This is a genomic window from Halopseudomonas phragmitis (assembly GCF_002056295.1).
Classification (GTDB): Bacteria; Pseudomonadota; Gammaproteobacteria; order Pseudomonadales; family Pseudomonadaceae; genus Halopseudomonas; species Halopseudomonas phragmitis.
On sequence record NZ_CP020100.1, the window covers coordinates 3,324,393 to 3,346,154 of the forward strand.

18 protein-coding genes, 1 tRNA gene and 1 pseudogene are annotated in these 21,762 nt (G+C 61.0%); 10 read left to right on the plus strand and 10 right to left on the minus strand.

Annotated features, from left to right (window positions below; translation table 11 throughout):
* Both BVH74_RS15415 and fhuB read left to right on the plus strand, forming a co-directional pair.
* Nucleotides 1–855, plus strand: coding sequence for an ABC transporter substrate-binding protein (locus BVH74_RS15415; protein WP_080050949.1), 855 nt, complete (start codon nucleotides 1–3; stop codon nucleotides 853–855).
* Nucleotides 848–2,815, plus strand: a complete 1,968-nt coding sequence (gene fhuB / locus BVH74_RS15420) for a Fe(3+)-hydroxamate ABC transporter permease FhuB (RefSeq protein ID WP_080050950.1) — start codon at nucleotides 848–850, stop codon at nucleotides 2,813–2,815. Before BVH74_RS15415 ends, fhuB begins: the two co-directional genes overlap by 8 nt.
* 18 nt (nucleotides 2,816–2,833) lie before the next feature.
* Here fhuB and BVH74_RS15425 read toward each other — a convergent pair.
* Nucleotides 2,834–4,711: pseudogene (locus BVH74_RS15425) on the minus strand (heavy metal translocating P-type ATPase); the annotation flags it as partial.
* 145 nt (nucleotides 4,712–4,856) lie between these two features.
* Between BVH74_RS15425 and cadR the strand changes: the two are divergent.
* Together cadR and BVH74_RS15435 are read left to right on the plus strand one after the other, a co-directional pair.
* Nucleotides 4,857–5,291, plus strand: a complete 435-nt coding sequence (gene cadR, locus BVH74_RS15430) for a Cd(II)/Pb(II)-responsive transcriptional regulator (protein WP_080051758.1) — start codon at nucleotides 4,857–4,859, stop codon at nucleotides 5,289–5,291.
* A 50-nt stretch (nucleotides 5,292–5,341) separates the two neighbouring features.
* Entirely contained in the window at nucleotides 5,342–5,689 is a 348-nt protein-coding gene (locus BVH74_RS15435; protein ID WP_080050953.1) for a DUF5064 family protein, read from the plus strand.
* Between the two features lie 73 nt (nucleotides 5,690–5,762).
* Here the strand turns inward: BVH74_RS15435 and BVH74_RS15440 are convergent.
* From BVH74_RS15440 to BVH74_RS15450, 3 genes are all read right to left on the minus strand, one after another.
* Nucleotides 5,763–5,839: transfer RNA gene (locus BVH74_RS15440), tRNA-Asp, on the minus strand.
* A gap of 90 nt (nucleotides 5,840–5,929) precedes the next feature.
* Nucleotides 5,930–8,965: an efflux RND transporter permease subunit gene (locus BVH74_RS15445; protein ID WP_080050955.1), complete on the minus strand. Its 3,036-nt coding sequence runs from the start codon at nucleotides 8,963–8,965 to the stop codon at nucleotides 5,930–5,932.
* A complete protein-coding gene (locus BVH74_RS15450; RefSeq protein WP_080050957.1) occupies nucleotides 8,962–10,065 on the minus strand; it encodes an efflux RND transporter periplasmic adaptor subunit in 1,104 nt (367 codons plus the stop codon). Before BVH74_RS15450 ends, BVH74_RS15445 begins: the two co-directional genes overlap by 4 nt.
* Nucleotides 10,066–10,174: 109 nt before the next feature.
* Between BVH74_RS15450 and BVH74_RS15455 the strand changes: the two genes are divergently transcribed.
* Nucleotides 10,175–10,810 carry a TetR/AcrR family transcriptional regulator gene (locus BVH74_RS15455; protein WP_080050958.1) on the plus strand — a complete coding sequence of 212 codons (636 nt, stop codon included), beginning with the start codon at nucleotides 10,175–10,177 and terminating at the stop codon, nucleotides 10,808–10,810.
* A 7-nt stretch (nucleotides 10,811–10,817) separates the two neighbouring features.
* On the opposite strand, the gene BVH74_RS15460 is transcribed toward BVH74_RS15455, so the two are convergent.
* The 4 genes from BVH74_RS15460 to dsdA all read right to left on the minus strand — a co-directional run bounded on the left by BVH74_RS15460 (nucleotide 10,818) and on the right by dsdA (nucleotide 14,446).
* Nucleotides 10,818–12,125 (minus strand): type II toxin-antitoxin system HipA family toxin, encoded by a 1,308-nt coding sequence (locus BVH74_RS15460; protein WP_080050960.1) that lies wholly within the window; start codon nucleotides 12,123–12,125, stop codon nucleotides 10,818–10,820.
* Nucleotides 12,122–12,469 (minus strand): helix-turn-helix domain-containing protein, encoded by a 348-nt coding sequence (locus BVH74_RS15465; protein WP_080050962.1) that lies wholly within the window; start codon nucleotides 12,467–12,469, stop codon nucleotides 12,122–12,124. Before BVH74_RS15465 ends, BVH74_RS15460 begins: the two co-directional genes overlap by 4 nt.
* Nucleotides 12,470–12,635: 166 nt before the next feature.
* Nucleotides 12,636–13,079: a DoxX family protein gene (locus BVH74_RS15470; RefSeq protein ID WP_080050963.1), complete on the minus strand. Its 444-nt coding sequence runs from the start codon at nucleotides 13,077–13,079 to the stop codon at nucleotides 12,636–12,638.
* 92 nt (nucleotides 13,080–13,171) lie between these two features.
* Nucleotides 13,172–14,446, minus strand: coding sequence for a D-serine ammonia-lyase (dsdA, locus tag BVH74_RS15475; protein WP_080050965.1), 1,275 nt, complete (start codon nucleotides 14,444–14,446; stop codon nucleotides 13,172–13,174).
* Nucleotides 14,447–14,508: 62 nt separating this feature from the next.
* Here dsdA and BVH74_RS15480 point away from each other — a divergent pair, with 62 nt between their 5' ends.
* Nucleotides 14,509–14,694 (plus strand): DUF2897 family protein, encoded by a 186-nt coding sequence (locus BVH74_RS15480; RefSeq protein WP_373279462.1) that lies wholly within the window; start codon nucleotides 14,509–14,511, stop codon nucleotides 14,692–14,694.
* Between the two features lie 47 nt (nucleotides 14,695–14,741).
* Complete coding sequence (locus tag BVH74_RS15485; RefSeq protein WP_080050967.1) at nucleotides 14,742–15,266, plus strand: DUF2058 domain-containing protein; 525 nt, start codon at nucleotides 14,742–14,744, stop codon at nucleotides 15,264–15,266.
* A gap of 39 nt (nucleotides 15,267–15,305) precedes the next feature.
* Here BVH74_RS15485 and rloA3 read toward each other — a convergent pair whose 3' ends face one another.
* Nucleotides 15,306–15,980 carry a retropepsin-like aspartic peptidase RloA3 gene (rloA3, locus tag BVH74_RS15490; RefSeq protein ID WP_080050969.1) on the minus strand — a complete coding sequence of 225 codons (675 nt, stop codon included), beginning with the start codon at nucleotides 15,978–15,980 and terminating at the stop codon, nucleotides 15,306–15,308.
* A 403-nt stretch (nucleotides 15,981–16,383) separates the two neighbouring features.
* Here rloA3 and BVH74_RS15495 point away from each other — a divergent pair, with 403 nt between their 5' ends.
* Complete coding sequence (locus BVH74_RS15495; protein WP_080050972.1) at nucleotides 16,384–18,033, plus strand: methyl-accepting chemotaxis protein; 1,650 nt, start codon at nucleotides 16,384–16,386, stop codon at nucleotides 18,031–18,033.
* A gap of 49 nt (nucleotides 18,034–18,082) precedes the next feature.
* On the opposite strand, the gene BVH74_RS15500 is transcribed toward BVH74_RS15495, so the two are convergent.
* Complete coding sequence (locus BVH74_RS15500) at nucleotides 18,083–19,402, minus strand: Na+/H+ antiporter family protein (RefSeq protein WP_080050973.1); 1,320 nt, start codon at nucleotides 19,400–19,402, stop codon at nucleotides 18,083–18,085.
* 225 nt (nucleotides 19,403–19,627) lie between these two features.
* On the opposite strand from BVH74_RS15500, the gene BVH74_RS15505 reads away from it, so the two are divergent.
* Entirely contained in the window at nucleotides 19,628–20,224 is a 597-nt protein-coding gene (locus BVH74_RS15505) for an NADPH-dependent FMN reductase (RefSeq protein WP_080050975.1), read from the plus strand.
* 286 nt (nucleotides 20,225–20,510) lie between these two features.
* Entirely contained in the window at nucleotides 20,511–21,746 is a 1,236-nt protein-coding gene (locus tag BVH74_RS15510; RefSeq protein WP_119701477.1) for an OprD family porin, read from the plus strand.
* The last annotated feature ends 16 nt before the right edge of the window (nucleotides 21,747–21,762 follow it).

A 21,762-nucleotide genomic window follows, 5' to 3' on the forward strand; every position in this document is an offset into this window, starting at 1 on the left:
ATGCCACTATTTGCACTGCGTTTTCTGTTGCTGTTCGCCTTGCTGCTGAGCACGATTACCCAGGCCAGCCCACGACTGGCCAGCCTCGACTGGACGCTGGGAGAAACCCTGGTGGCGCTTGGCGCACCGCCACTGGCGATGGCCCAGGTTGATGACTATCACGCCTGGGTCGGCGAGCCGCAGATGCCCGACAACGTGATCGACCTGGGCCTGCGCACCCAGCCCAACCAGGAACTGCTGGCCGCCTTGGCCCCTGAGCGCATTCTGATCTCGCAGATGTTCACCAACCTTACCCCCAGGCTAAGCCGCATTGCCCCGGTCGAGCTGGTGCAGCTTTACACTCCTGGCACCGATACCTGGACGCAAATGCTTGAACTGACCCGCGAGGTTGGCCGGCTGGCCGGCCGGGATCAGGCCGCCGAGCAGTTGATCGCCAGCACCCGGGCCCGAATCGACAGTCTGGCCGGGCAATTGAGCCGGCCACAGCGCCCGCTGCTGATCATTCAGTTCATGGATGCCCGCCATGTACGAGTATTTGGCCCCAACGGACTGTACCAGGTAGTGCTCGACCAACTCGGCCTGGACAACGCCTGGACTGGCGGCACCAATGCCTGGGGTTTTGCACTGGTCAGTATCGACGCACTGGTAGGCCTGGATGCCCAACTGGTGGTAGTCGAGCCCAAGCCAGCCGGCGTCGAGCGCGAGCTGGCCAGCAGCGCACTGTGGCAACACCTGCCAGGCGTGGCAGACAATCAGGTCATCACCTTGCCTCCAGTCTGGAGCTTTGGTGCCCTGCCGTCCTGCCAGCGCTTTGCCGAACTGTTGAGCGCCGCCCTGGAGCAGGCCCATGACTGAACAACGCCGCCCCGCCCTGCTCTGCCTGCTGTTCGCCCTGCTTGCAGCAACGCTGGCGCTGACCAGCTTGCAACCATTGGGCGGCGCAGGCCGAGCCTGGCAAGCCCTGTTCAGCCAGCTCAGCAGTGATTACCTGCTGCTGCAATACAGCTGGTGGCCGCGTCTCAGCGTTGCCTTGCTGGCCGGCGCTGCGCTGGCGATTGCCGGCGTGCTGATGCAGCAGTTGCTGCGCAACCCGCTGGCCTCACCCACCACCCTTGGAGTATCCAGCGGCGCCAATCTGGCCCTGATGGCTGCCAGCCTGTTGGCGCCCGGGCTGCTGGATCTGGGCCGGGAGTGGGTTGCGCTGGCTGGTGGCGCTCTGGCCATGGGCCTGGTCATGCTGCTGGGCTGGCGTCGGGCCCTGGCTCCGCTGGTCGTGGTGCTGGCCGGTTTGGTGGTCAACCTGTATCTCGGCGCACTGGGTATGGCCCTGCTGCTGTTCAATCAGGAAAGCCTCAGCGGCCTGCTGATCTGGGGCGCCGGCTCGATGGCTCAGAATGGCTGGGACAGCGCAGGCTTTCTTGTTCCACGGGTGCTGGTTGGCGCCTTGCTGGCCTGGCTGCTGATTCGCCCCCTGGCCATGCTCGATCTGGAAGATGCCAGCGCCAGAAGCCTGGGCGTTTCTCTCAAATACTTGCGCCTGGCCGGGCTGGGCATTGCTGTTTTTCTCGCCGGCTGCGTGGTCAGCGTAGTCGGCATCATTGGCTTCATTGGCCTGGCTGCGCCCAATATCGTGCGCCTGGCCGGTGCCCGCCGGCTCAGCCATAGACTGCTCTGGTCCACACTGCTGGGGGCCCTGTTGCTGGCCGGCACCGATTTGCTGGTGCAGTCGCTCGGCCAACGGGCTGCCATGCTGATTCCTACTGGCGCGGTCACGGCGGCCTTGGGGGCTCCACTGTTGCTGTGGCTGATTCCACGCCTGCGCCTGACTGGCCAACGGGCGCCCAGCCCGGCACAGAGCCTGAGCGAACGTCGCCGCAATCCGCAGCGCTTGCTGGCCGGACTGGGCCTGGGGGTGCTGGCTATGTTGCTGGTAGCACTCTGGTTCGGCCAAGGCCCGCAGGGCTGGTACTGGCTCACCAGCGAATCCTGGAGCGTGCTGGAATGGCGATTGCCCCGGGTGCTGGCAGCCATGGGCTGCGGCCTGATGCTGGCACTGGCCGGCACCCTGGTCCAGCGCCTGAGTGCCAACCCGATGGCCAGCCCGGAACTGCTTGGCATCAGTGGCGGCAGCGCCATGGCGCTGATGGCAGCGGTGTTTCTGCTTCCAGCCCCGGGCAATCTGATACTGATGCTGGCCGGCACACTCGGAGCCCTGCTGACCCTGGCGTTGCTAATAATGGTCAATCGCCGCAGTGGCTGGCTGCCTGAGCGTCTGCTGCTCACCGGGGTAGCGATTACCGCGCTGTTCGAGGCTCTGCGCGCTGTGGTTCTGGCGGGCGGCGATCCGCGCGGCCAACAGTTGATCGCCTGGATGTCTGGCTCGACCTATTATGTCGACACCCCTGCTGCTGCCGGCGTCCTGCTGGCAGCGCTGCTGGCCGCCCTGGCCTGCCTGCCACTGCTGCGCTGGCTGGATATCCTGCCACTGGGCGCCGAAACCAGTCGGGCGCTGGGCATACGGCTGGAACGGGCACGCCTGGGGCTGTTGCTGCTGACCTCGATTCTGACTGCCGGTGCCACGCTGGTGATCGGCCCGCTCAGCTTTGTCGGTCTGCTGGCCCCACACATGGCGCGTCTGCTGGGCCTGACTCGGGCCGGCCCGCACCTGTTCGGTGCGGGTTTGATCGGCATGCTGCTGATGCTGCTGGCCGACTGGGTGGGCCGCCAGTGGCTGTTCCCCAACGAAATACCCGCCGGGCTGATGGCCTCACTGATTGGCGGCGCTTATCTGATGTGGGGCTTGCGCCGGCTGTGACTCGACCTGCGGCCTGGCCCGCAGCAGGCGCAAGCCATTGAACACCACCAGCAGGCTGACACCCATGTCCGCGAATACCGCCATCCACAAGGTGGTATGCCCGGTCAGGGTCAACAGCAGAAACAGCGCCTTGATACCAACCGCCAGGACGATGTTCTGGCGCAGGATGCGTACCGTCTCCCGTGACAGCTGGATGAAGGTCGGAATCTTGCCCAGATCATCATCCATCAGCGCCACATCGGCGGTCTCCATCGCGGTATCAGTACCGGCCGCCGCCATGGCAAAACCGATATCGGCCCGGGCCAGTGCCGGCGCATCGTTGATGCCATCACCAACCATCCCAACCCTGCGCCCTTCGGCCTGCCAACGCTCGACCAGTTCCAGCTTGTGTTCAGGCAAGAGTTCAGCATGGGCCTGATCAATCCCGGCCTGCGCAGCGATGGTCCGGGCTGCGTGCGGGTTATCGCCACTTAGCATCCGTGACTCCACCCCAGCCAGACTCAGCCGCCCGATAGCCTCACGGGTGCCCGGCTTGAGCTGATCGGCCACGGCAAACAGAGCCAGCGGTTGCTGCGCATCCGCCAACACCACCACACTCTTGCCCTGGCGCTCCAGCGCTTGCAGTCGCTGCTCCAGTGTTGCGTCGAGCCGGCCCAGCTCGCTCATTAGTCGGCGATTGCCCAGCCAGTAATCCTGCCCATCGATCCGCCCGCGCACCCCGCTGCCCGGCAAGGCGGCAAACCCCTCTACCGCCTGTAACCGGGCCTGTTGCTGCCTGGCGGCACGACTGAGCGCGCTGGACACCGGGTGATCCGAGCGCTCGGCCAGACTCGCAGCCAGCCCGAACAGCAACTCACTACCCTGCCCATTGAGCGGTTCGATATCGGTCAGTTCCGGCTGCCCCAGCGTCAGCGTGCCGGTCTTGTCCAGAGCCAGGCAGTCCAGCTCACGCCCAGCCTCAAGAAAACGCCCGCCCTTGATCAGAATACCCAGGCGCGCGGCCCGGGTCAGACCACTGACCACGGTGACCGGGGTCGAGATCACCAGCGCGCAGGGGCAGGCAACCACCAGCAACACCAGCGCCCGGTAGATCCACTCCAGCCAATCGCCGACAAACAGAGCCGGAACCAGCGCCACCACCAGGGCCAGGGCGAATACCGCCGGCGTGTAAATCCGGGCAAAACGATCGATAAACCGCTGGGTCGGTGCCTGACTGGCCTGCGCCTGCTCCACCGCACGAATGATCCGCGCCAGGGTACTGTTGCTGGCCGCCGCCGTGACCCGATACTCCAGCTCGCCTTGCTGGTTCAGACTGCCGGCGAACAAGGTATCGCCCGAGCGCTTGTCGACTGGCAGACTTTCCCCGGTAATCGGCGCCTGATTGATGCTCGAATGCCCACTGAGCACCTCACCATCCAGGGCGATGCGCTCCCCCGGTCGCACACGTACCCGATCACCCAGCGCGACTTCGGCCACCGACACATCCCGCCACCGACCATCGGCCTGCAACACTCTGGCCTGGGCCGGGCTCAGATCCAGCAGCGAACTGATCGCCCGCCGGGCCCGCTCCAGCGAGCGCTCCTCGATCAACTCGGCGATGGTGAACAGAAACATCACCATCGCCGCTTCCGGCCACTCGCCAATCAGCATGGCCCCGGTCACCGCCACACTCATCAATGCATTGATGTTGAGTTCGCGGCGGCGAATAGCCTGCCAGCCGGCCTTGTAGGTCCCTAGGCCGCACAGCAGGATCGACAGTAACGCCAGCGCCGCTACCCGCCAGTCACCAGCCAGCCCGGCCAGATGCAACACTTCAGCGGCCAGTGCCGCCAGCCCGGCTGCCGCCAGACGCCAGCGCCCCCACGCTGAGCGATGCTCGCTGCTTGAGCAGCCATCCGCGCCGCAGCAGTTATCGATTTCAGGCTTCAACGCCTGGGGTTGGTTATCGCAACAGGACATATTCCAGACTCTCCGTGGTTGTCTGCTTGCCATTGCACACCCTATAGTTACTACAGGGTCAAGCAATTCAGGACACGACGAGATGAAAATCGGTGAACTGGCCAGGCATACCGGCTGCCCGGTGGAGACCATCCGCTACTACGAGCGCGAAGGATTGCTGCCGGCACCGGCCCGCAGCGCCAGTAATTATCGGCTGTACGGGCAGACACATGTTGAACGGCTGGGCTTTATTCGCCACTGCCGGGTACTGGACATGAGTCATGAAGAGATTCGCCAGTTGCTGGCCTTGCGTGACGACCCACAGTCGCCCTGCGACAGCGTCAATGACCTGATCGACGCCCATATCGGCCATGTCGAAACGCAAATGGCCAGCCTGCAAGCGCTGCATCAGCAACTGGTCGAGCTGCGCCACCGCTGTTCCGGGCACAATGACACCGGGCACTGCGGTATTCTCAATGAACTGGAAAAACGTGATCCTGTTTCAGGCGGCCCAAGCCGGCTGCATCCTCTAAGCTGATAAGCGCCCAATCAACCAGGGAACATCTGAACACAACCAGGAGTCCTGCTATGTTTGAACCAGGCCACCTGCATTTAAGCCGTATGCAGCTTTTGCCCAGCGATGTCGGCTTCAGCATCGACATCCGCTACGAAATCGACGAGCAATGCACTGCCGTGCATTTCACCCTGGAGGGGGAAATCAAGGGCGAACCCCTCAAGGAAAGCTTTTCTTTGCCGCGCGATACCGCCTTCAACTTCGCCAGCAATATCGATCACATCCTGCGCCACCACGGTGTAATCACCCCGGAGTTCCTCTCGGTCTCGGCCCACCATGAGTACGATGAAATGTTCGAAGACATCCGCGCCAAACTGCACGCCTGGCATGGCGAGGCGATTGATCCGGATCATTTGACGTAAAAGCGCCGCATATTGCACGACCAAAGACAAACAAAAAACCCCAGCTTCTTGCAAAGCTGGGGTTTCTGAATAATGGCGCAGCGGACGGGACTCGAACCCGCGACCCCCGGCGTGACAGGCCGGTATTCTAACCGACTGAACTACCGCTGCGCGTCGTTCAGAGAACACCGGAATCCGGTATGGGTGGGGCCACCCTGTCCGTCTGAACTGGCGCGCATTTTAAACATTCCTCCAGCGGAGTCAAGCACTTGCATAAGATTTATTGTCTTGCGCCTGCACTTTAGGTTTGAGGCTCAGGCGGCAGACCGCAGGTATCACCAGCAGGGTCAGCACGGTCGAGGCCAGCAAGCCGGAAATGATCGCCCAGGCCATCGGTGGCCACAGGGTCGATGATGAAAAGGCCAGCGGCAACAGACCGGCGATGGTGGTCGCGGTGGTCAGCAGAATCGGTCGGGTACGCCGCTGCACCGCTTCGCTGACCGCCTCCCCTACCGCCTTACCCACGGCCAGACGCTGGTCGACCAGATCAAGCAAGACGATGGCGTTGTTGACCACGATGCCGACCAGGGCAATCACCCCGAGCATCGACTGGAAGCCGAACGGCGAGCCGGACAATACCAGACCGGGGAAAATGCCGACGCTGGCCAGCGGCACGGTCAGAAGAATGATCCCGACCCGGCGGAACGAGTTGAACTGCAGCAGCAGGAAAAACAGCAACAGCAGCATGCCGACTGGTGCGCTGGTGGCCAGCGCCCGGTTGGCATCACCGGAGCCCTCGCTGTCACCGCCCAGTTCCAGCCGGGTCCCAGGCGGCAAGGGCTGGACCTGCAACTGCCGATCCAGCGCATCAAGCACCTGATTGAAGCTGTAGCCGTCTTCCAGCCCGGCCGTGACGCTGTAGACCCGTACCCCGTTGCGTTGGCGGATACTGGCCGGCAACCAGCGCGCCTCGATCCGCGCCAGCGCGGTCAGAGGAATCGCCTCGCCGGCCTGGTTGAATACATGCAGTGACAGCAAGCGCTCCAGCGACTGCCGGGTCCCCTCATGCGAGCGCAGCAGCATCGGAATCGGATCAAGCTCCTGGCGATACTGTTCGACAGTCAGCCCCAGACTCTGGGAGAACAGCGCCCGGGCTACCTCGGCGCGGCTTACCCCCAAGCGCTGGGCCTGGGCATCATCGACCTCGATGGCCAGCACCGGCACGCCCAGATCCACATCATGGCGTACATCCACCGCGCCCTCGACGGCTTTGAGCGCAGTGAACACTTGCTCGGCGGCAGCAATCCGCTGCCGGTCATCGGGGTGGTACAGCCGTACCTCGACCGGCGCCACCCGTGGCGGTCCCTGCCCCAGCCGTTCTGCTACCACATCCAGCTCCGGCCGCTGCCGGGCGACATGCTCGCGCACCCAGTGAATCACTTCACCGGTGGCAGCCAGATCAGTGGTCTGAACGACCAGACGGCCACGGTTGGGCGACTCGGGTGAGCGCAGCAGGTTGTAATAGAAGCTGGGCCCAGCCGAACCGACAAAGCGATGAACCGCCTGTACCTGGGGCAAGCCACGCAACTCGCGCTCCAGGTCGGCGGCTACATCGGCGGTGCGCTGCTGATCGGTGCCTTCTGGCATGTGCAGTTCGACTACCACCACAGGCCGGTCGGCATAGGGGAAAAATTGCTGCTTCATCCAGGGCGTCATGCCCAGGCTGATGATCACCATTACCAGCCCGAACAACACCACAAGCCAGGGAAAGCGGCCACTGACACGGGCCAGACCGGCGCCCAGACGCTCCATCAAGGGACTGTCGAGCGAGGCCGCCGGCTTGAGAAAACGCCCGGCAATCAGCGGCGCGACACTGATAGCCAGCAGGTAGCTGACACTCAGGGTCAGCATGATCATCACCGGAATCCCCCGGGTGAAGTCCGCGGTGCCGCCCTTGGCCAGCAGTAGGGGTGTGAATGCCGCCAGCGTGGTCGCGGTCGAGGCGCCCAGCGGCCCGGCCAGTTCGCGTACCGCCTCATGCATGGCATGGGCCCGTGAGGCGCCGCGGTTGAGCCGATCCTGAATGTTCTCGACCATGACGATGGCGTTATCGATCAGAATCCCAAGCGAGATCACCATACCAATTACCGCGATCTGGTGCAGGACACCGCCGCCGAAGTTGTACAGCCCAAGACTGATCATCGCCACCAGCGGCAGCATGGTCGCCACCAGCACGCCCATCCGCCAGCCCATGCCAACCAGCACCACGGCCACAATGATCAGCACACTCAGCAGCAGGCTCAGCTCCAGGCTATCCAGACGCTCCTTGACCTGATCCGGTTGAAAAAACATCTCGTCAATCTGCAGCGGCTGAAACTCGTCACGCAGCAGATCCAGACGCTCGCGCAACTGCTCACCGAAACGAATCGCATCGACCTGGCCACGCTGCGCAGTCAGACTGACCAGAACCGCTTGTTCACCATCAAACCAAGCCTGGGGCTGAGCCGGCTCCAGCGGGCCACGCCAGACATCGGCAATCGCCGCCAAAGGCACGCTGCCGCCTTCAGGCAGCGGAATCTGGGTGCCGCGTAGCGCTTCAATACTGGTGAACTCGCTGTTGGGCAACACTCCAAGACGTTTGTCATCGACCACCACAAAACCGCCGGGAATGACCTGGTTGCGCTGGGCCAGCAGCGTACTCAACTGTTGTGGTGTCAGGCCCAGACGACGCATTTCGGCATCGCGCAGGGCGATGGTGATCTGCTCGTCGGCCTCACCTTCCAGTTCGATCCGCGACACCCCTGGCAAGTCCATCAGGGCTCGTTTGAGGCGCTCGGCCTGCTGACTGAGCTGCACTAGGGAAGCGTCGCCGCGCACCGCCAGCACGACCGCCGGGATATCGATCAGCCGATCATCCAGACTCATGCGGGCAACGCCGTCGGGAAACTCCAGCCGGGCCCGCTCCATCGCTTGGCGCACCCGGTCCCAGGCTGAGTCGGTGTCGTAAATTCTATCTTCAAGGTTGATGCTGATCAGCACCACGCCGGTCCGCGCGGTGGCGGTGAAATAGTCGATCTCCTCTACCTGTGACAGCTCATCGGACAGTGGCTCCAGCACCATCCGCTCGACCGCCTCGGCCATGGCCCCAGGATAAATCACCGTGATCATGCCAGCACGCTGGGGAAAGCTCGGATCCTCCTGGCGCGCCATGGTCAGATAGGAAGCCAACCCCAGCAAGCACAACATGGTAACCACCAGCCCGATCAATCGGGCCCGGGTATTGAGTAGCAGATTCATGGCAGCAGCTCCACCCGGTCCTGATCGGCCAGCCGGGTCAGGCCGGCATATACCACCTGCTCGCCCGGCTGCAGGCTACCCGCTTCCAGCAACGCCCGCTCACCCTGCATGCCACGCACCTTGACTGCTACCCGGCTCACCCGTTCACCCTCGATACGAAATACCGACAGACCTTCGGCCGAACGCATGATCGCCGCCAGCGGTACGCTGAGCTGGCCCGGTTGCTGGCGTGCCAGCCCTACCTCCACCGCATCGCCGGCCTGCAGGTCGGGCTCATCAAGGCTCAATACCAACGGATAAAGCACACTGCCCTGCGAGGCGCTTTGGCCGATTTCACTGACCCGCCCCAGCCACTGCCCTTCACGCACACTGGCCCACACCGGCAGGCTTTGACCCAGCTCGACGCCATGGAGCAAGGCAGCCGGAACCCGTACTTCAACTTCATGGCCAGCCGACGCAGACAAGCGCAATACCGGTTGTCCTGGCGCCACGTACTCACCCGGCTCGACCAGCAAAGCCTCAATGCTGGCGTCGAACGGGGCCAGCAAGCGCATTTCTCCCTGCAATTGCTCGCTCTGGCGCAATGCTGCCCGGGCACTATTGACCGAGGCCAGCAACGCATCGCGACGGGCCGCCTGCTGTTCGCGCTCCTGGGCTGACATAACACCGCGCTGATACAACTGTTCGGCCCGGTCGACATCACGCCGGGCCTGCTCGGCCTGGGCTTGCAGCTCCTGCAGCCGAGCCCTGGCCGCATCACGGGCCGGCTCCAGCTCCGGGTTGTACAGCCGTGCCAGCAACTGACCGGCCTTAACCTGTTGACCGATCTCCAGTGGCCGCTCGCGCAGCACTCCACCTACCTGAAAGGTCAGCACGGCTCGCTGACGCGGCCTGACCAATCCGGCAAACCGCAATGGCTCCTCTGCTTGCGCTAGACTCACCTCGGCCGCGCGCACCGCAACAGCAGGTGTCAGCGGCAACGCCGCTGCATCAGCCTGCTGTTCTCGGCCGCAACCACTGGCAGTGGCCAACAGCGGCACTAGCAACACCACCAACAACGGTGGCAACCAGGATTTCGGGACATCAGCAAGGCGGGACATGACGGACTCCTGAAAAGGGCAGGATTATTTTTGACAGTTTGTCATCGTTTGACAAATTGTCAATAACATCACAAACTCCATTCGTCAGCCATCAGTTAGTGAGCTACCTATGAGCGTTGAGCAACGCCGGGAACGGGAAAAGCAGGAGCGCCGAGACAGCATTCTTGATGCAGCCGAGCAGGTTTTCTTCAGCAAGGGCTATGAGCGCTGCTCTATGGATGAGATCGCCCGGGCCGCCCAGGTCAGTCGCGCCCTGCTGTACGTCTACTTCAAAGATAAGGCCGCAATCATGCGCGGCATCATGCTACGCGCCGGCGAATCGATCCGCAGTCATTTCCGCCAGGCCATGGAGGCCTCAAGCAGCGGAGCCGAGCAGATTGAAAATATCGGCCGAGCTTACTACCACTTCAGCGTTGAGCATCCCAACTATTTCGATGTACTGACCCAAGCCCAGGGATTCGCCCACCCAGACGAGCCTGACGAACAGAGCCTGGCCCTGCAGCAATGCAGCATCGACGCCATGCACCTGATGATTCAGGCACTGCTCCAGGGCGTAGCCGACGGCAGTCTGAGCGCCGAGCGGGTCAGCGATCCACTGCAAACCGCCTACTATCTGCGCGGCGCCTTACATGGAGTGATCATGCAATGTCGGCACATCAGTGAAATCGAACTGCCTGACCACCCCAACCCGGAGCAACTGGTCAGCTATACCCTGGGCATGCTGACCCAGTCGATGCGGCCCTGAAGCCCGCTCAACCAGCCAGCTTCAGGCGTAGGGTTCGGGTAATCTGATCGCGCCAGCGCGGCGCCACGGCAGCCCGGTCAGCAAACGCCGGCCATTGACTAACCACCTCGGCCACCTCCCGCAACAGAGATTCAGCGCGTCCGCGCTTTAGGCCGGCAACCCGGGCACAGGCCTTGATATCATCCAGGGTGAAGTGATCGCGCTTGCCATTGAGGCTCATCTGATGACTCGCGGTCCACATACCCTCGGGATTGTAGCTGTAGGTCACGTCAAAGGCCGGCGATAATGACCAGCGCCCCTGACGATCCATCAGAAAGGCAATGTTCTTGACGTGATCATCCTGGTTACGGGCGACGATATTGAACAGCATGCGCCGGAATTGCTGCTCCAGCGCCGCCATCGGCAGCCCCAGGCGGCGAATCACCTGCAACGCCTGCTCGTAGCTGTAGGCACCAGCCTGATTGAAGTCGAAATGAGCCAGCGCACACAGTGACTGCATGTGCAACTTGCCGCCGCCGGGCAACCGATCAAACCGCCGGGTCATGAAGTGCCGGCGCCCGCCTTCCTCCAGCAACCGGCACTCACTCATGTCAATACCCGCCTCGCGGGCCATCAGGTAGTAGGCATATTCGATCGCACAATAACCCTGAGGATCATCCAGCTCCTTGTCGCGATTGCCGGAAACCCCATCGAACTTCAGTAGCCAGTATTCAAAACCTTCTCCAGCCTCGACCTGACCAGAACGTACCTCATTGGTCTGCGGCTGCCAGGCAATCACAGCTTTGGCTCGGGCGCCACCGGCCGAGGTTCCCACTCGCAGAATGTCACGCAGGGCCGCAGCCTTGTCGGCATCAGCAAAACTGCCCTTCAGATCGTTACGGTGCGCCAGCACTTCAGAGGCCAACTCAACCAACGCATCGATGCTGACCCGCTCCGACTCACGGGCCTGAGGTCCAGTAGTCGGCAAAAACTCAAGCGCCCCCATCCCCCGCCGCCCGGTGTAACACAGGCGCTCTACCGCATTGAAACTGTCCGGGCTACGCCCCTGAGTTGCCAGCCAGGCATCGATCAGAGCATTGCCGAATTTGTCCGGCAAACAGTCAGCCAGCAGCCCAGGCAAACCGTGAAAAGTTTGCCTGGGCAGCTCAGGAAAGCGGTAAACCCGTGGTGACAAGGGCATCACCAATGGCGACAGTTCAATGCCGCTACCAATAAACCCCGGATCGTACTGGAACGCCGCCGTAGCTTCACCCGGCTCCTGTGCTACCGCGCCAATGGTCCGCCCCCATAGCCGGACCTCGGCCAGTGTGGTCATTCGTCATCTCCCCACTGCCATTCGCCCTTGGGCTCGGCCACCGCACGGCGCGATGCTCGTTGCGGCGGCTTGCCCTTGCCACGTAGCAGCGCCATTGGCCCCGGTCCGGTATCCGGCAACAAGGCTTCCAGGCCGCCCAGCCGACCCAACACCCGCAGCACCCGAATCAGACTGAGCAGTTGGCTGGACTGCCCCGCCTCCAGACGCTCCAGAGTACGCTTGGACAAACCAGCCTGCTCCGCCAACTGGGCCTGGGTCAAACCACTGTCAAGTCGCAGCCGGGCCAACCGCCCTCCCAGCTCGGCCAACACTGCATCATCAGTCAGCGAGTCAGATAACCGCATAAGTCGTCATCCGTTGCGAAATAAACATTATTTGCATATTAAGTCGACACATTAAGCGACTTATACAGCAAAAAACAAAAACAATCAAATCGTCATATGTTACGAATAAAGCAATAAAAAAGACCCTATTCGCCATAAGTGACGAATAGGGTCTCAGAAAGAAGAACTAATGAGGCAGACGCGACAGCAAGCCCTGATCCAGACTCAGCTTGCCGGCACCCGACAACATCAAGGCCACCGAACCGGCCAGCAGCGACAGCGCAAACTCATAGCCGTTGTTGCTCATAAACAAGCCGTTATCAATATGCACGGCAAAGATCGCCACCAGCATGGTGAAGGCCAGCACCAGCGCCGCCGGACGAATAAGCAACCCCAGGACCAGACACAAACCACCGAAAAACTCGGCCGACCCCGCGCCCAGCGCCATCAGATAGCCCGGCTGCAGCCCAATTGATGCCATCCATTGACCTGTCCCCTCCAGTCCGTGACCACCAAACCAGCCAAACAGCTTTTGGGCGCCATGGGCCATGAAGATGATACCGAATGGTATACGCAGCGCCAGCGGGGCCCAGTGCTGCCCAGGGTTGATGATTGACTGAAGGATATTCATAGCGACTCCTTGATGGGGATGCAGGCAATGTGCCCGTTAAAATAACTGTAGGTCAGCGCCGCAGCCGCGTCTAACTTGCCCGCACCAGACGCTCAGGGCAGCTCGGACTGAGCCTGATGCAGCCAGGCCTCGAACTCCGAATCAGGCAGCAACCCTCCCCCGGTACTCCACAACAGATGCACCGCTTGCGCCGGGTTCACTCCTTGCGCCAAGCACCATTGCCGTCCGGGCTCACTCTCCATCAGCCAGCCTGGACCGGTAAATCCGGCACAGGCCGAGTGCTCAAGCCGTTCGCCCAGAGTACCCCAGGCCAGAGCCAGGCCTCGCTGCAACTGCGCGTCACTGACGGTAAAGACGCCTGCAAGCCGATCCTGCATAGCATTGCTGGCCAGCATGGAGGCCTGAGCTACCGCCATGCCATCGGCCAGGGTGCGGTTGTCCAGGCCAATATCGTAGACCGACAACGGCTGCTCCAGGCCTGCCGCCAACTGCAGCAAAACCGAGGGCGAGGCGACTGGCTCGGCGAACCAGACGTGTACTGCATCACCCAGCAATTGTTTGAGTCCATAGGCAATCCCGCCTGGCGCGCCGCCAACACCACAGGGCAAATAGACCAACAGCGGCCGCCGTGCGGAAACCTCGATTGCCAGTTCACGTAGTTGCGGCAGCAGGCGCCGGGCAGCTACCGCGTAGCCGGCAAACAGCGAACTGGATCGTTCATCATCGACGAAGTGGGACTGCGGGCCAGCCTCAGCCAAGCGCCGACCTTCGGCTACGGCCGCAGCGTAGTCACCGCCATGCTCGACAACATCAACGCCTTGCTCACGCAGCAGGGCTTTTTTCCAATCCTTGGCATCCTGGGACATATGCACCTGAGCCGCAAAACCCAGCACGCGCGCCATCAGTCCAATGCTGATCCCCAGGTTACCAGTGCTACCCACCACCAGTTGATAGCCAGAAAAACAAGCTCGCCACTGCGCAGAACCCAACTCACGAAAGTCCTCCCCCTGCCAGCCATGCTCCCGCGCACAATACTCAGCGAACTCCAGCACCTCATGAAAGCCGCCCCGCGCCTTGACCGAACCGGCCAGTGGCAGGCGGTGATCGGCCTTGAGCAGCCATTGCCCCTGCCCGCCATAGGCATCGCGCAGGGCATCGGCTGGCAATAGCGGCGATTCGACTACCCCATCACAGGCCGCCAATGCAGGGGAGCCCGCCGCCAGCAAGGGAGCCGCACGTTTCAATCGCTGTTCAGCCTGATCAATCAGGGCAGGGTCGAACAGTTCCGGCTGGGTACGAACACCGGGATTGATCCACAACATTGGAGCCTGGCTTCGCAGAGCCTGACGCAACATGTCATCCAGCATGGTGTTTGCCTCGGGAGATTGCTTGTCGCATGATAGTTCAACAGCAGTTTAGCGGAGTTGCGATGATGCCGATGATCGGTTGGCTGTTTCTACTGATGGCTTTCGGCCTGGTGCTCGGCAGTTTGCTGATGTTGCGCGACAGCGCCAACAAGATGCCCATCGACAAGGAAAGGCTCAAGCGCATCAAAGAGCGTCAGGCTGAACTCGAGGCAGAAGAAGCCAAGGAAGCCGAACGCAAAAAGGACTGAAAACCCGGTAGAATGCCCGGCAGATTCAACTCGCAGGATTTCACCCCATGATCAATTCACTGCAAGCCCAACTGCTCAAGGCCGGCCTGGTCGACGAGAAAAAGCTCAAACAAGCCCAGCGCTCGAAGAAAAAACAGGCCAAACAGCAGCCCGAAAAGGTTGTGGATACCGCGGCACTGGTGGAAAAAGCCCGGGCCGACAAGGCCGAGCGGGACCGTCAGCTCAACCAGCAACGCCAGGAAGAGGCTGCCCGCAAGGAGCGTGAAGCTCAGGCCAAGCAGTTGATCGAACAGAACAAAATCGAGCGCACTGGCGGTGAAGTGCCCTACCAGTTCGCCAGTAAGAACAAGATCAAGAAGATTTATGTCACTCAGGAGCAATTCGACAGACTCAGCCGCGGCAAACTGGCCATTGCTCGCTTGGGCGGGCAGTTCGAGCTGATTCCATTGGAGGTCGCGGACAAGGTCAAGGAACGGGCCCCGCATTGGCCGGTAATCATCGCCAAGGTCGAAGAAGTCAGCGAGGACGATCCCTACGCCGCGTACCAGATCCCTGACGATCTGATGTGGTAATACAATCGGCCCGGGCACAATGCCCGGGCCAGCCAACCATTATTGCCGCTGTTCCTGCTCGTCCTCTTCCTCGACCTGCTCCGGCTCATCCAGGGCAGAGTCATCCACCAGTTCGGCATCTTCCTTCATTCGCTCGACACGCTCACGCTCACGGGTCTCCTCGGCCTCGGGGCAGTCCAGCTTGAGCAGGAAGGTCCGTGACACATCGATCAGGCCGACATGTTCGATGGTCCGCCGACCAATCAGCACCGGATAGGTCATGTCGCCGCGGTCACGCAGGGAGAACTGTTCTTCATAAACCTGATTGCCGATGCACATCGCCATTTTCACCACCGGCCGACGATCCTCGCCGCCCGCCCCGCGCACCAGCACCCGACGATAGACCGGCCGCTCAAACTTCAGGGTCACCAGTTCGCCGCTATCGGCATCCTTAACCGGCACGTCATAACGCACCCAAGGATTGCCGTTGAGGGTGAAGTTCTCGATGTTGATCGCATGCATCGAAGAGGTCAGTGCACCGGAGTCAACCTTGATCTTGACCGCCGTATGCTCCGGCAGGATTCGGCCCTTTTCAACCCAGCCAACGATTACCTGCGCGGCAACCGGTTGCTCCGAGGCTTCGGGGTCTTCGTGCTGCTCGGCCTCGGCCCAGGCCACCGGGGCCAACACCGACAAGCACACCGCCCAACACCAACGCTTGATCACTGAATGCATGAGAGATCCTTTGCAGAAACAACAGGATAGACCGGCAGGAATAGAAAAAGTGCCACACCAGCCGGGATACTGGCCATTTGCGGACCAAAACGGCGCGCATTTTATATGATTTGACGGCGCTGAATAGAGGGGCCAAGCGGGGAAATGACGCTTGTCACGCAACAGCCCATAAGCCTGACCGGGGTCCCACCATAGCCAACACGAATCATTGAGCGTGGCCACCAGCTTGGCATTACACTGATGAGCCCACAGAAAACCGACGCCAATTTGACATCATTTTTTTTGTTCAGACGGGTTCAGGTTTACCTGAAAGTGCCGATACAGACGCTAGGGGACCGCAGCCACTGGCATAGGGCGCGGCAATACAAGAACAAACACAAGTCGTTTGCGCGTGGAGGTTTTAATGAAGCTGTTGCGCAGCATCAAAATCAGTCAGCGGATCTGGCTGATCCTTATCGTCGCTCTGGTCAGCATGACCCTTCTGTCAGTTACCGCGCTCGTCGGCCTCAAGAGCGAACTGCGTCAGGCGGAAATCACCAAGGCCACCCATCTGGTGGAAGTGGCCCACGACCTCATGGCTCACTACCACGGCAAACAGGTGCGCGGCGAGTTGAGCGAGGAGCAGGCTCGCAAGCAGGCTCTGGACGCCTTGCGCGGGCTACGCTACGACGGCCAGGAATATTATTGGGTCAATGACATGAACAACATCATGATCATGCACCCGGTAGCGCCCCAGACCGAAGGCATGGACCTGACCAACATCAACAGCTCAGATGGGCGCCGCAATGTCATCGTCGACATGGTCAACATGGCCCGTAGCCAGGGCACCGCGCATATCGAGTACACCTGGACCCGCCCCGGCAAGAACCCTGGCGAAGACGAAGGCGTTGGCAAAATCGCCGCGTTCAAGCACTTCAAGCCCTGGGACTACATGGTCGGCACCGGCATTTTCATCGAAGACATGCAGTCCAAATTCTGGACCGAGGCCATGCGTCTGCTGCTGGTGGTCAGCCTGATCAACCTGTTGATGATCATCATTCTGTTCATCATCGGCCGCAGCATTTCCCAACCACTGAACCGGGTGGTCGACGCCATGCATGATATCGCCAGTGGCGAAGCCGATCTAACCCGCCGGCTGGATGATGACGCCCGAGACGAACTGTCACTGATGGCCCGCTATTTCAACCAGTTCACCGGCAACCTGCGCGGCCTGATCCAGCAACTGGGCGACAGTGCTCGGCAGATGATCAGCGCCAGTCAGCAGCTCGACCAGATCAGCGATAACAGCCTGCGCGACATGACCCGCCAATCGGAGCGCATGGAACTGATGGCTACCGCCATTAACGAAATCACCTACGGCGTTCAGGACGTAGCTCAGAATGCCAATGCCGCCGCCCATGAGGTAGAAAACGCCAACGAAGGCGCCAACCACGGTCGCAGCCAGGTGGAAAAAACCATCGAGCAGATCAACCATCTGTCCAGCAGCGTCAAGACGGCTGTCGAGCACATGGAGACCCTGGCCACCGATGCCAATGAGATCACCTCAGTACTGGATGTGATCCGCAACATCGCCGAGCAGACCAACTTGCTGGCGCTCAATGCCGCCATTGAGGCCGCCCGTGCCGGCGAGATGGGTCGCGGTTTTGCGGTGGTCGCCGATGAGGTGCGCAATCTGGCCCAGCGCACCCAGAAGTCCACCGAAGAAATCCATGAAATGATCACCAAGCTGCAGAACAATACCCAGACGGTGGTCAACGTCATCAACGAAAGCAGCCGCTACTCACAGCTCAGCGTCGAGCAGGTCAACGCTGCCGGTCAGGCGCTGGATCAGATCGCCCAGTCCATGCAGCAGATGGTCGCCCTCAACGCCTCGATCGCCAGCGCCACAACCCAGCAGTCGACCGTGGTCGAGGACGTCAACAAGAACGTGACCGAAGCCGCTGAACTGGCCCGCGAAACCACCGACGGTGCCCAGCAGACCGCCCAGGCCAGTCAACACCTGGCCCAGTTGGGACGACAAATCGATGGATTGGTAAGCCGGTTCAAAATCTGAGCAGAGAAGATGGGAGCGCCACAGCGGCGCTCCCATTGACTGACTATCTTCAGAGCACCATCACCGCCAGCCAGCCAAACACCAGCAGCGGCAGGTTGTAATGCAGGAAAGTCGGCACCACGGTATCCCAGATGTGGTTGTGCTGACCATCAACATTGAGACCAGACGTCGGCCCCAGGGTCGAGTCCGAAGCCGGCGAGCCGGCATCTCCCAGCGCCGCCGCCGTACCCACCAGCGCAACGATTGCCAACGGGCTGAAACCCAGTTGCAAGGCCAGCGGTACATAGATCGCGGCGATAATCGGAATGGTCGAGAATGACGAGCCGATCCCCATGGTGATCAACAGACCCACCAGCAGCATCAACAGTGCCGCCAGAGCCTTGTTATGGCCAATCAGCTCAGCCGAGCTGTCCACCAGCGTCTGAATCGAACCGGTAGCTCGCATCACCTCGGCAAAGCCGGCAGCCGCGATCATGATGAAGCCAATCATGGCCATCATCTTCATGCCCTCGGTGAACACGTCATCGGCTTCGCGCCAGCGCACCACACCCGACACCGAGAAAATCACGAAGCCGGTCAGCGCGCCGATGATCATCGAATCCAGCCAGAGCTGCACGACAAACGCCGCCGCCACGGCTACCAATGCTACCAGCAGCGACAACGGATTGTAGTTGGCACCCACCCGCTCGGTCTGTTCAATACGCTCCATGTCATACTGACGCGGCTTGCGGTAGCTGATGAATACCGCCACCGCCAGACCAATCAGCATGCCCAGCGCCGGCAGGGCCATGGCCCGCATCACATTGACGGCAGTCACGTCCGCGCCGCTCTCGGATACGTTGGCCAGCAAAATGTTGTTGAGGAAGATCCCACCAAAACCGACCGGCAGGAACATGTAGGGAGTGATGAGACCGAAGGTCAGTACACAGGCTATCAGCCGGCGATCCAGGTTCAGCTTGCCCATCACATACAGCAGTGGCGGCACCAGCAGCGGAATGAAGGCAATGTGAATCGGCAGAATGTTCTGCGATGAAATCGCCACCGCCAGCAGCACCAGCACCAGCATGCCCTTGAGCAGCCCGGTGCCACCGGACTGCTGACGATTGACCAAGCCCAACGCCTTATCGGCCAGTGCGTGGGCCAGCCCAGACTTGGCGATCGCCACCGCAAAGGCACCCAGCAGTGCATAGCTCAGGGCCACATTAGCACCCTTGCCCAGCCCGCCCTGGAAAGCCTCCAAAGTGGCCTCTACGCCCAGGCCACCCAACAGGCCGCCGACTACCGCACCGATGATCAACGCGACCACCACATGCACCCGGCATAGACTCAGAATCAGCATTACCGCAACAGCGGCGACCACTGCATTCATTGGTGTATTCCCATATCGATGAAAGAAGACCGGCTCAAGGCAACCCTGGCATACAAGGGCTCCCTGGGCCGGAGGCCGCGTACTCTGCCGGATAGCGCCCAGCCTGTCAAAAGCAGCCCAGTGAACAATCGTGATTTTAGATAGAAGTTATCGTGTTTTTCCGCTATTTCCTGTTCAATTACCGTCCTAACATGGGTTCAACGCCACCTTCCACAGGAGTCCTTCATGCTCAATGTCGCGATTGTCGCTGGCAGCAGCCGTAGCAACAGCCAAACTGCCAAAGTCGCCCGCTTCATCCGCCAGACCCTGATCGACCAGCATCAACTTGATGCCGATGCGGTATCGTTGATCGACCTGGGCAGCAACCCCCTGCCCCTGTGGCCGGCCGAGGGCGCTGACGCCTGGGGGGACTTTGAAAAACAGTTAAGCGCAGCCGATGCTGTGGTGATTCTGGCCCCGGAATGGCATGGCATGGCCTGCCCGGCGATCAAAAACTTCTTCCTTTACGCCAGCAAGGCGCAACTGGCTCACAAACCAGCGATGCTCGGCGGCATTTCAGCCGGGGTCGGCGGCGCCTATCCGATCAGCGAGCTGCGCGCCTCCAGCTACAAGAATTGCCGACTGTGCTATATCCCTGAGCACCTGATCGTGCGCGGAGTGGAAGCCGTAATGAATCAGGCCGAACCAGCCTCGGAAGACGATAGCCGCATCCGCGCCCGGCTGAACTACAACCTGGATATCCTGCTGCGTTATGCCCAGGCCCTGAAGCCGGTCCGCGGACAAATCGACATGAGCAATCCGGCTTTCGCCAACGGCATGTAACCCCCTACTAAAGTCTAAACCTTATTTCAGGGCGCCCACAGGCGCCCTGTCATCGTTCCGTAACCTGTCTGGAACGGGCGATCGCACGCTCTCCCTCTCCGCTCCTCACGGCCCCGCCCTGCCCCTGTTCGACCAAGGTCTTAGCGCCGGACAGGGAACCCCCATGCTTTAGTTGCATCCGCACCGGACATTTTCCCCTGTCAGGTTCATGCCGACGGCCTGCTGCCTGAACGCAGTTGCATCTGACGATACCGGTCAAGCCGTTTTGACACTATGGAGAACAATAATGAAGCATGTCAGACCCAAGGCGCTGGCCACTGCCGTGGCCCTTTCACTGATCGCCCCGATGGCCAACCAGGCAACCGCCGCCGGCTTTGTCGAAGATGCCAAGGCCTCCCTGCAGCTACGCAACTTCTATTTCAACCGTGATTTCCGTGACCCAGGTGCTCAATCCAAAGCCGAAGAGTGGGCCCAGGGCTTCATTTTTCGAGCTCAATCGGGCTATACCGAAGGGGCTGTAGGGTTCGGCCTCGACGCCTATGCCGCTCTGGGCCTCAAGCTCGACTCGGCGGACGACCGGGCCGGCACCGGCCTGCTACCCAACTCCTTCGGCAATGAAGGCCCCGGCAATTACAGCCACGCCCTGCTGACCGGCAAGGCCAAGGTTTCCAAAACCGAACTGAAAGTTGGCGGCCTGTATCCGCAGATTCCGATTGCCCAGGCCAGTGACATTCGCCTGATCCCTCAGATGTATACCGGCGCCAACCTGTCCATGGGCGAAATCGAGAACCTTGATGTCCAGGCTGGCCAATTGCGTGATGTGGTATTTCGCGCCAGTACCAACCGCGAAGATATCCGCGCCACTGTCGGCGGCTCCTCAGATCGTTTCAACTACCTGGGCGGCAACTACAAGTTCAACCAGAACAGCACCACATTCGGTCTCTGGCGCGGAGAGTTGAAGGATGTCTATGGCCAGACGCTGGTCAACCTGATTCACAACATGAACGCCGGTGACTGGAAACTGGGCGCCAACCTGGCTTATTTCGATACCCGCGACATTGGCAGCCAGCCCATGGACATCGACCACAAGATGAAGTCCCTGATGCTCTCGGCCGGCCTTGGTCACCATACCTTCCGGGTCGGTTACCAACACAGTGATGGCGATACCTCCTTTCCCTACCTGGCCGAGAACAACCCCTATATCGCCAACTACGTCCAGATCCTCGACTTCGCCCGAGCCGACGAAAAGTCCTGGCAGGCACGCTATGACCTGGACTTCGCCGCTGTCGGGCTGCCGGGTTTGAGAGGTTTTGTCCGTTATATCCGTGGCAGCAATATCGACATGGGTCCGGCTGGCCGAGGTAAGGAATGGGAACGTGATATCGACTTTACCTACACCCTGCAAAGCGGCCCGCTGAAGAACCTGGCAATCCAGTGGCGTAACGCAATGGTGCGCTCGGACGTGATTCGCGACATGGACGAAAACCGTCTGATTCTGTCCTACACCATCCCTCTGCTCTAACCCTTCAGCGCCCGGG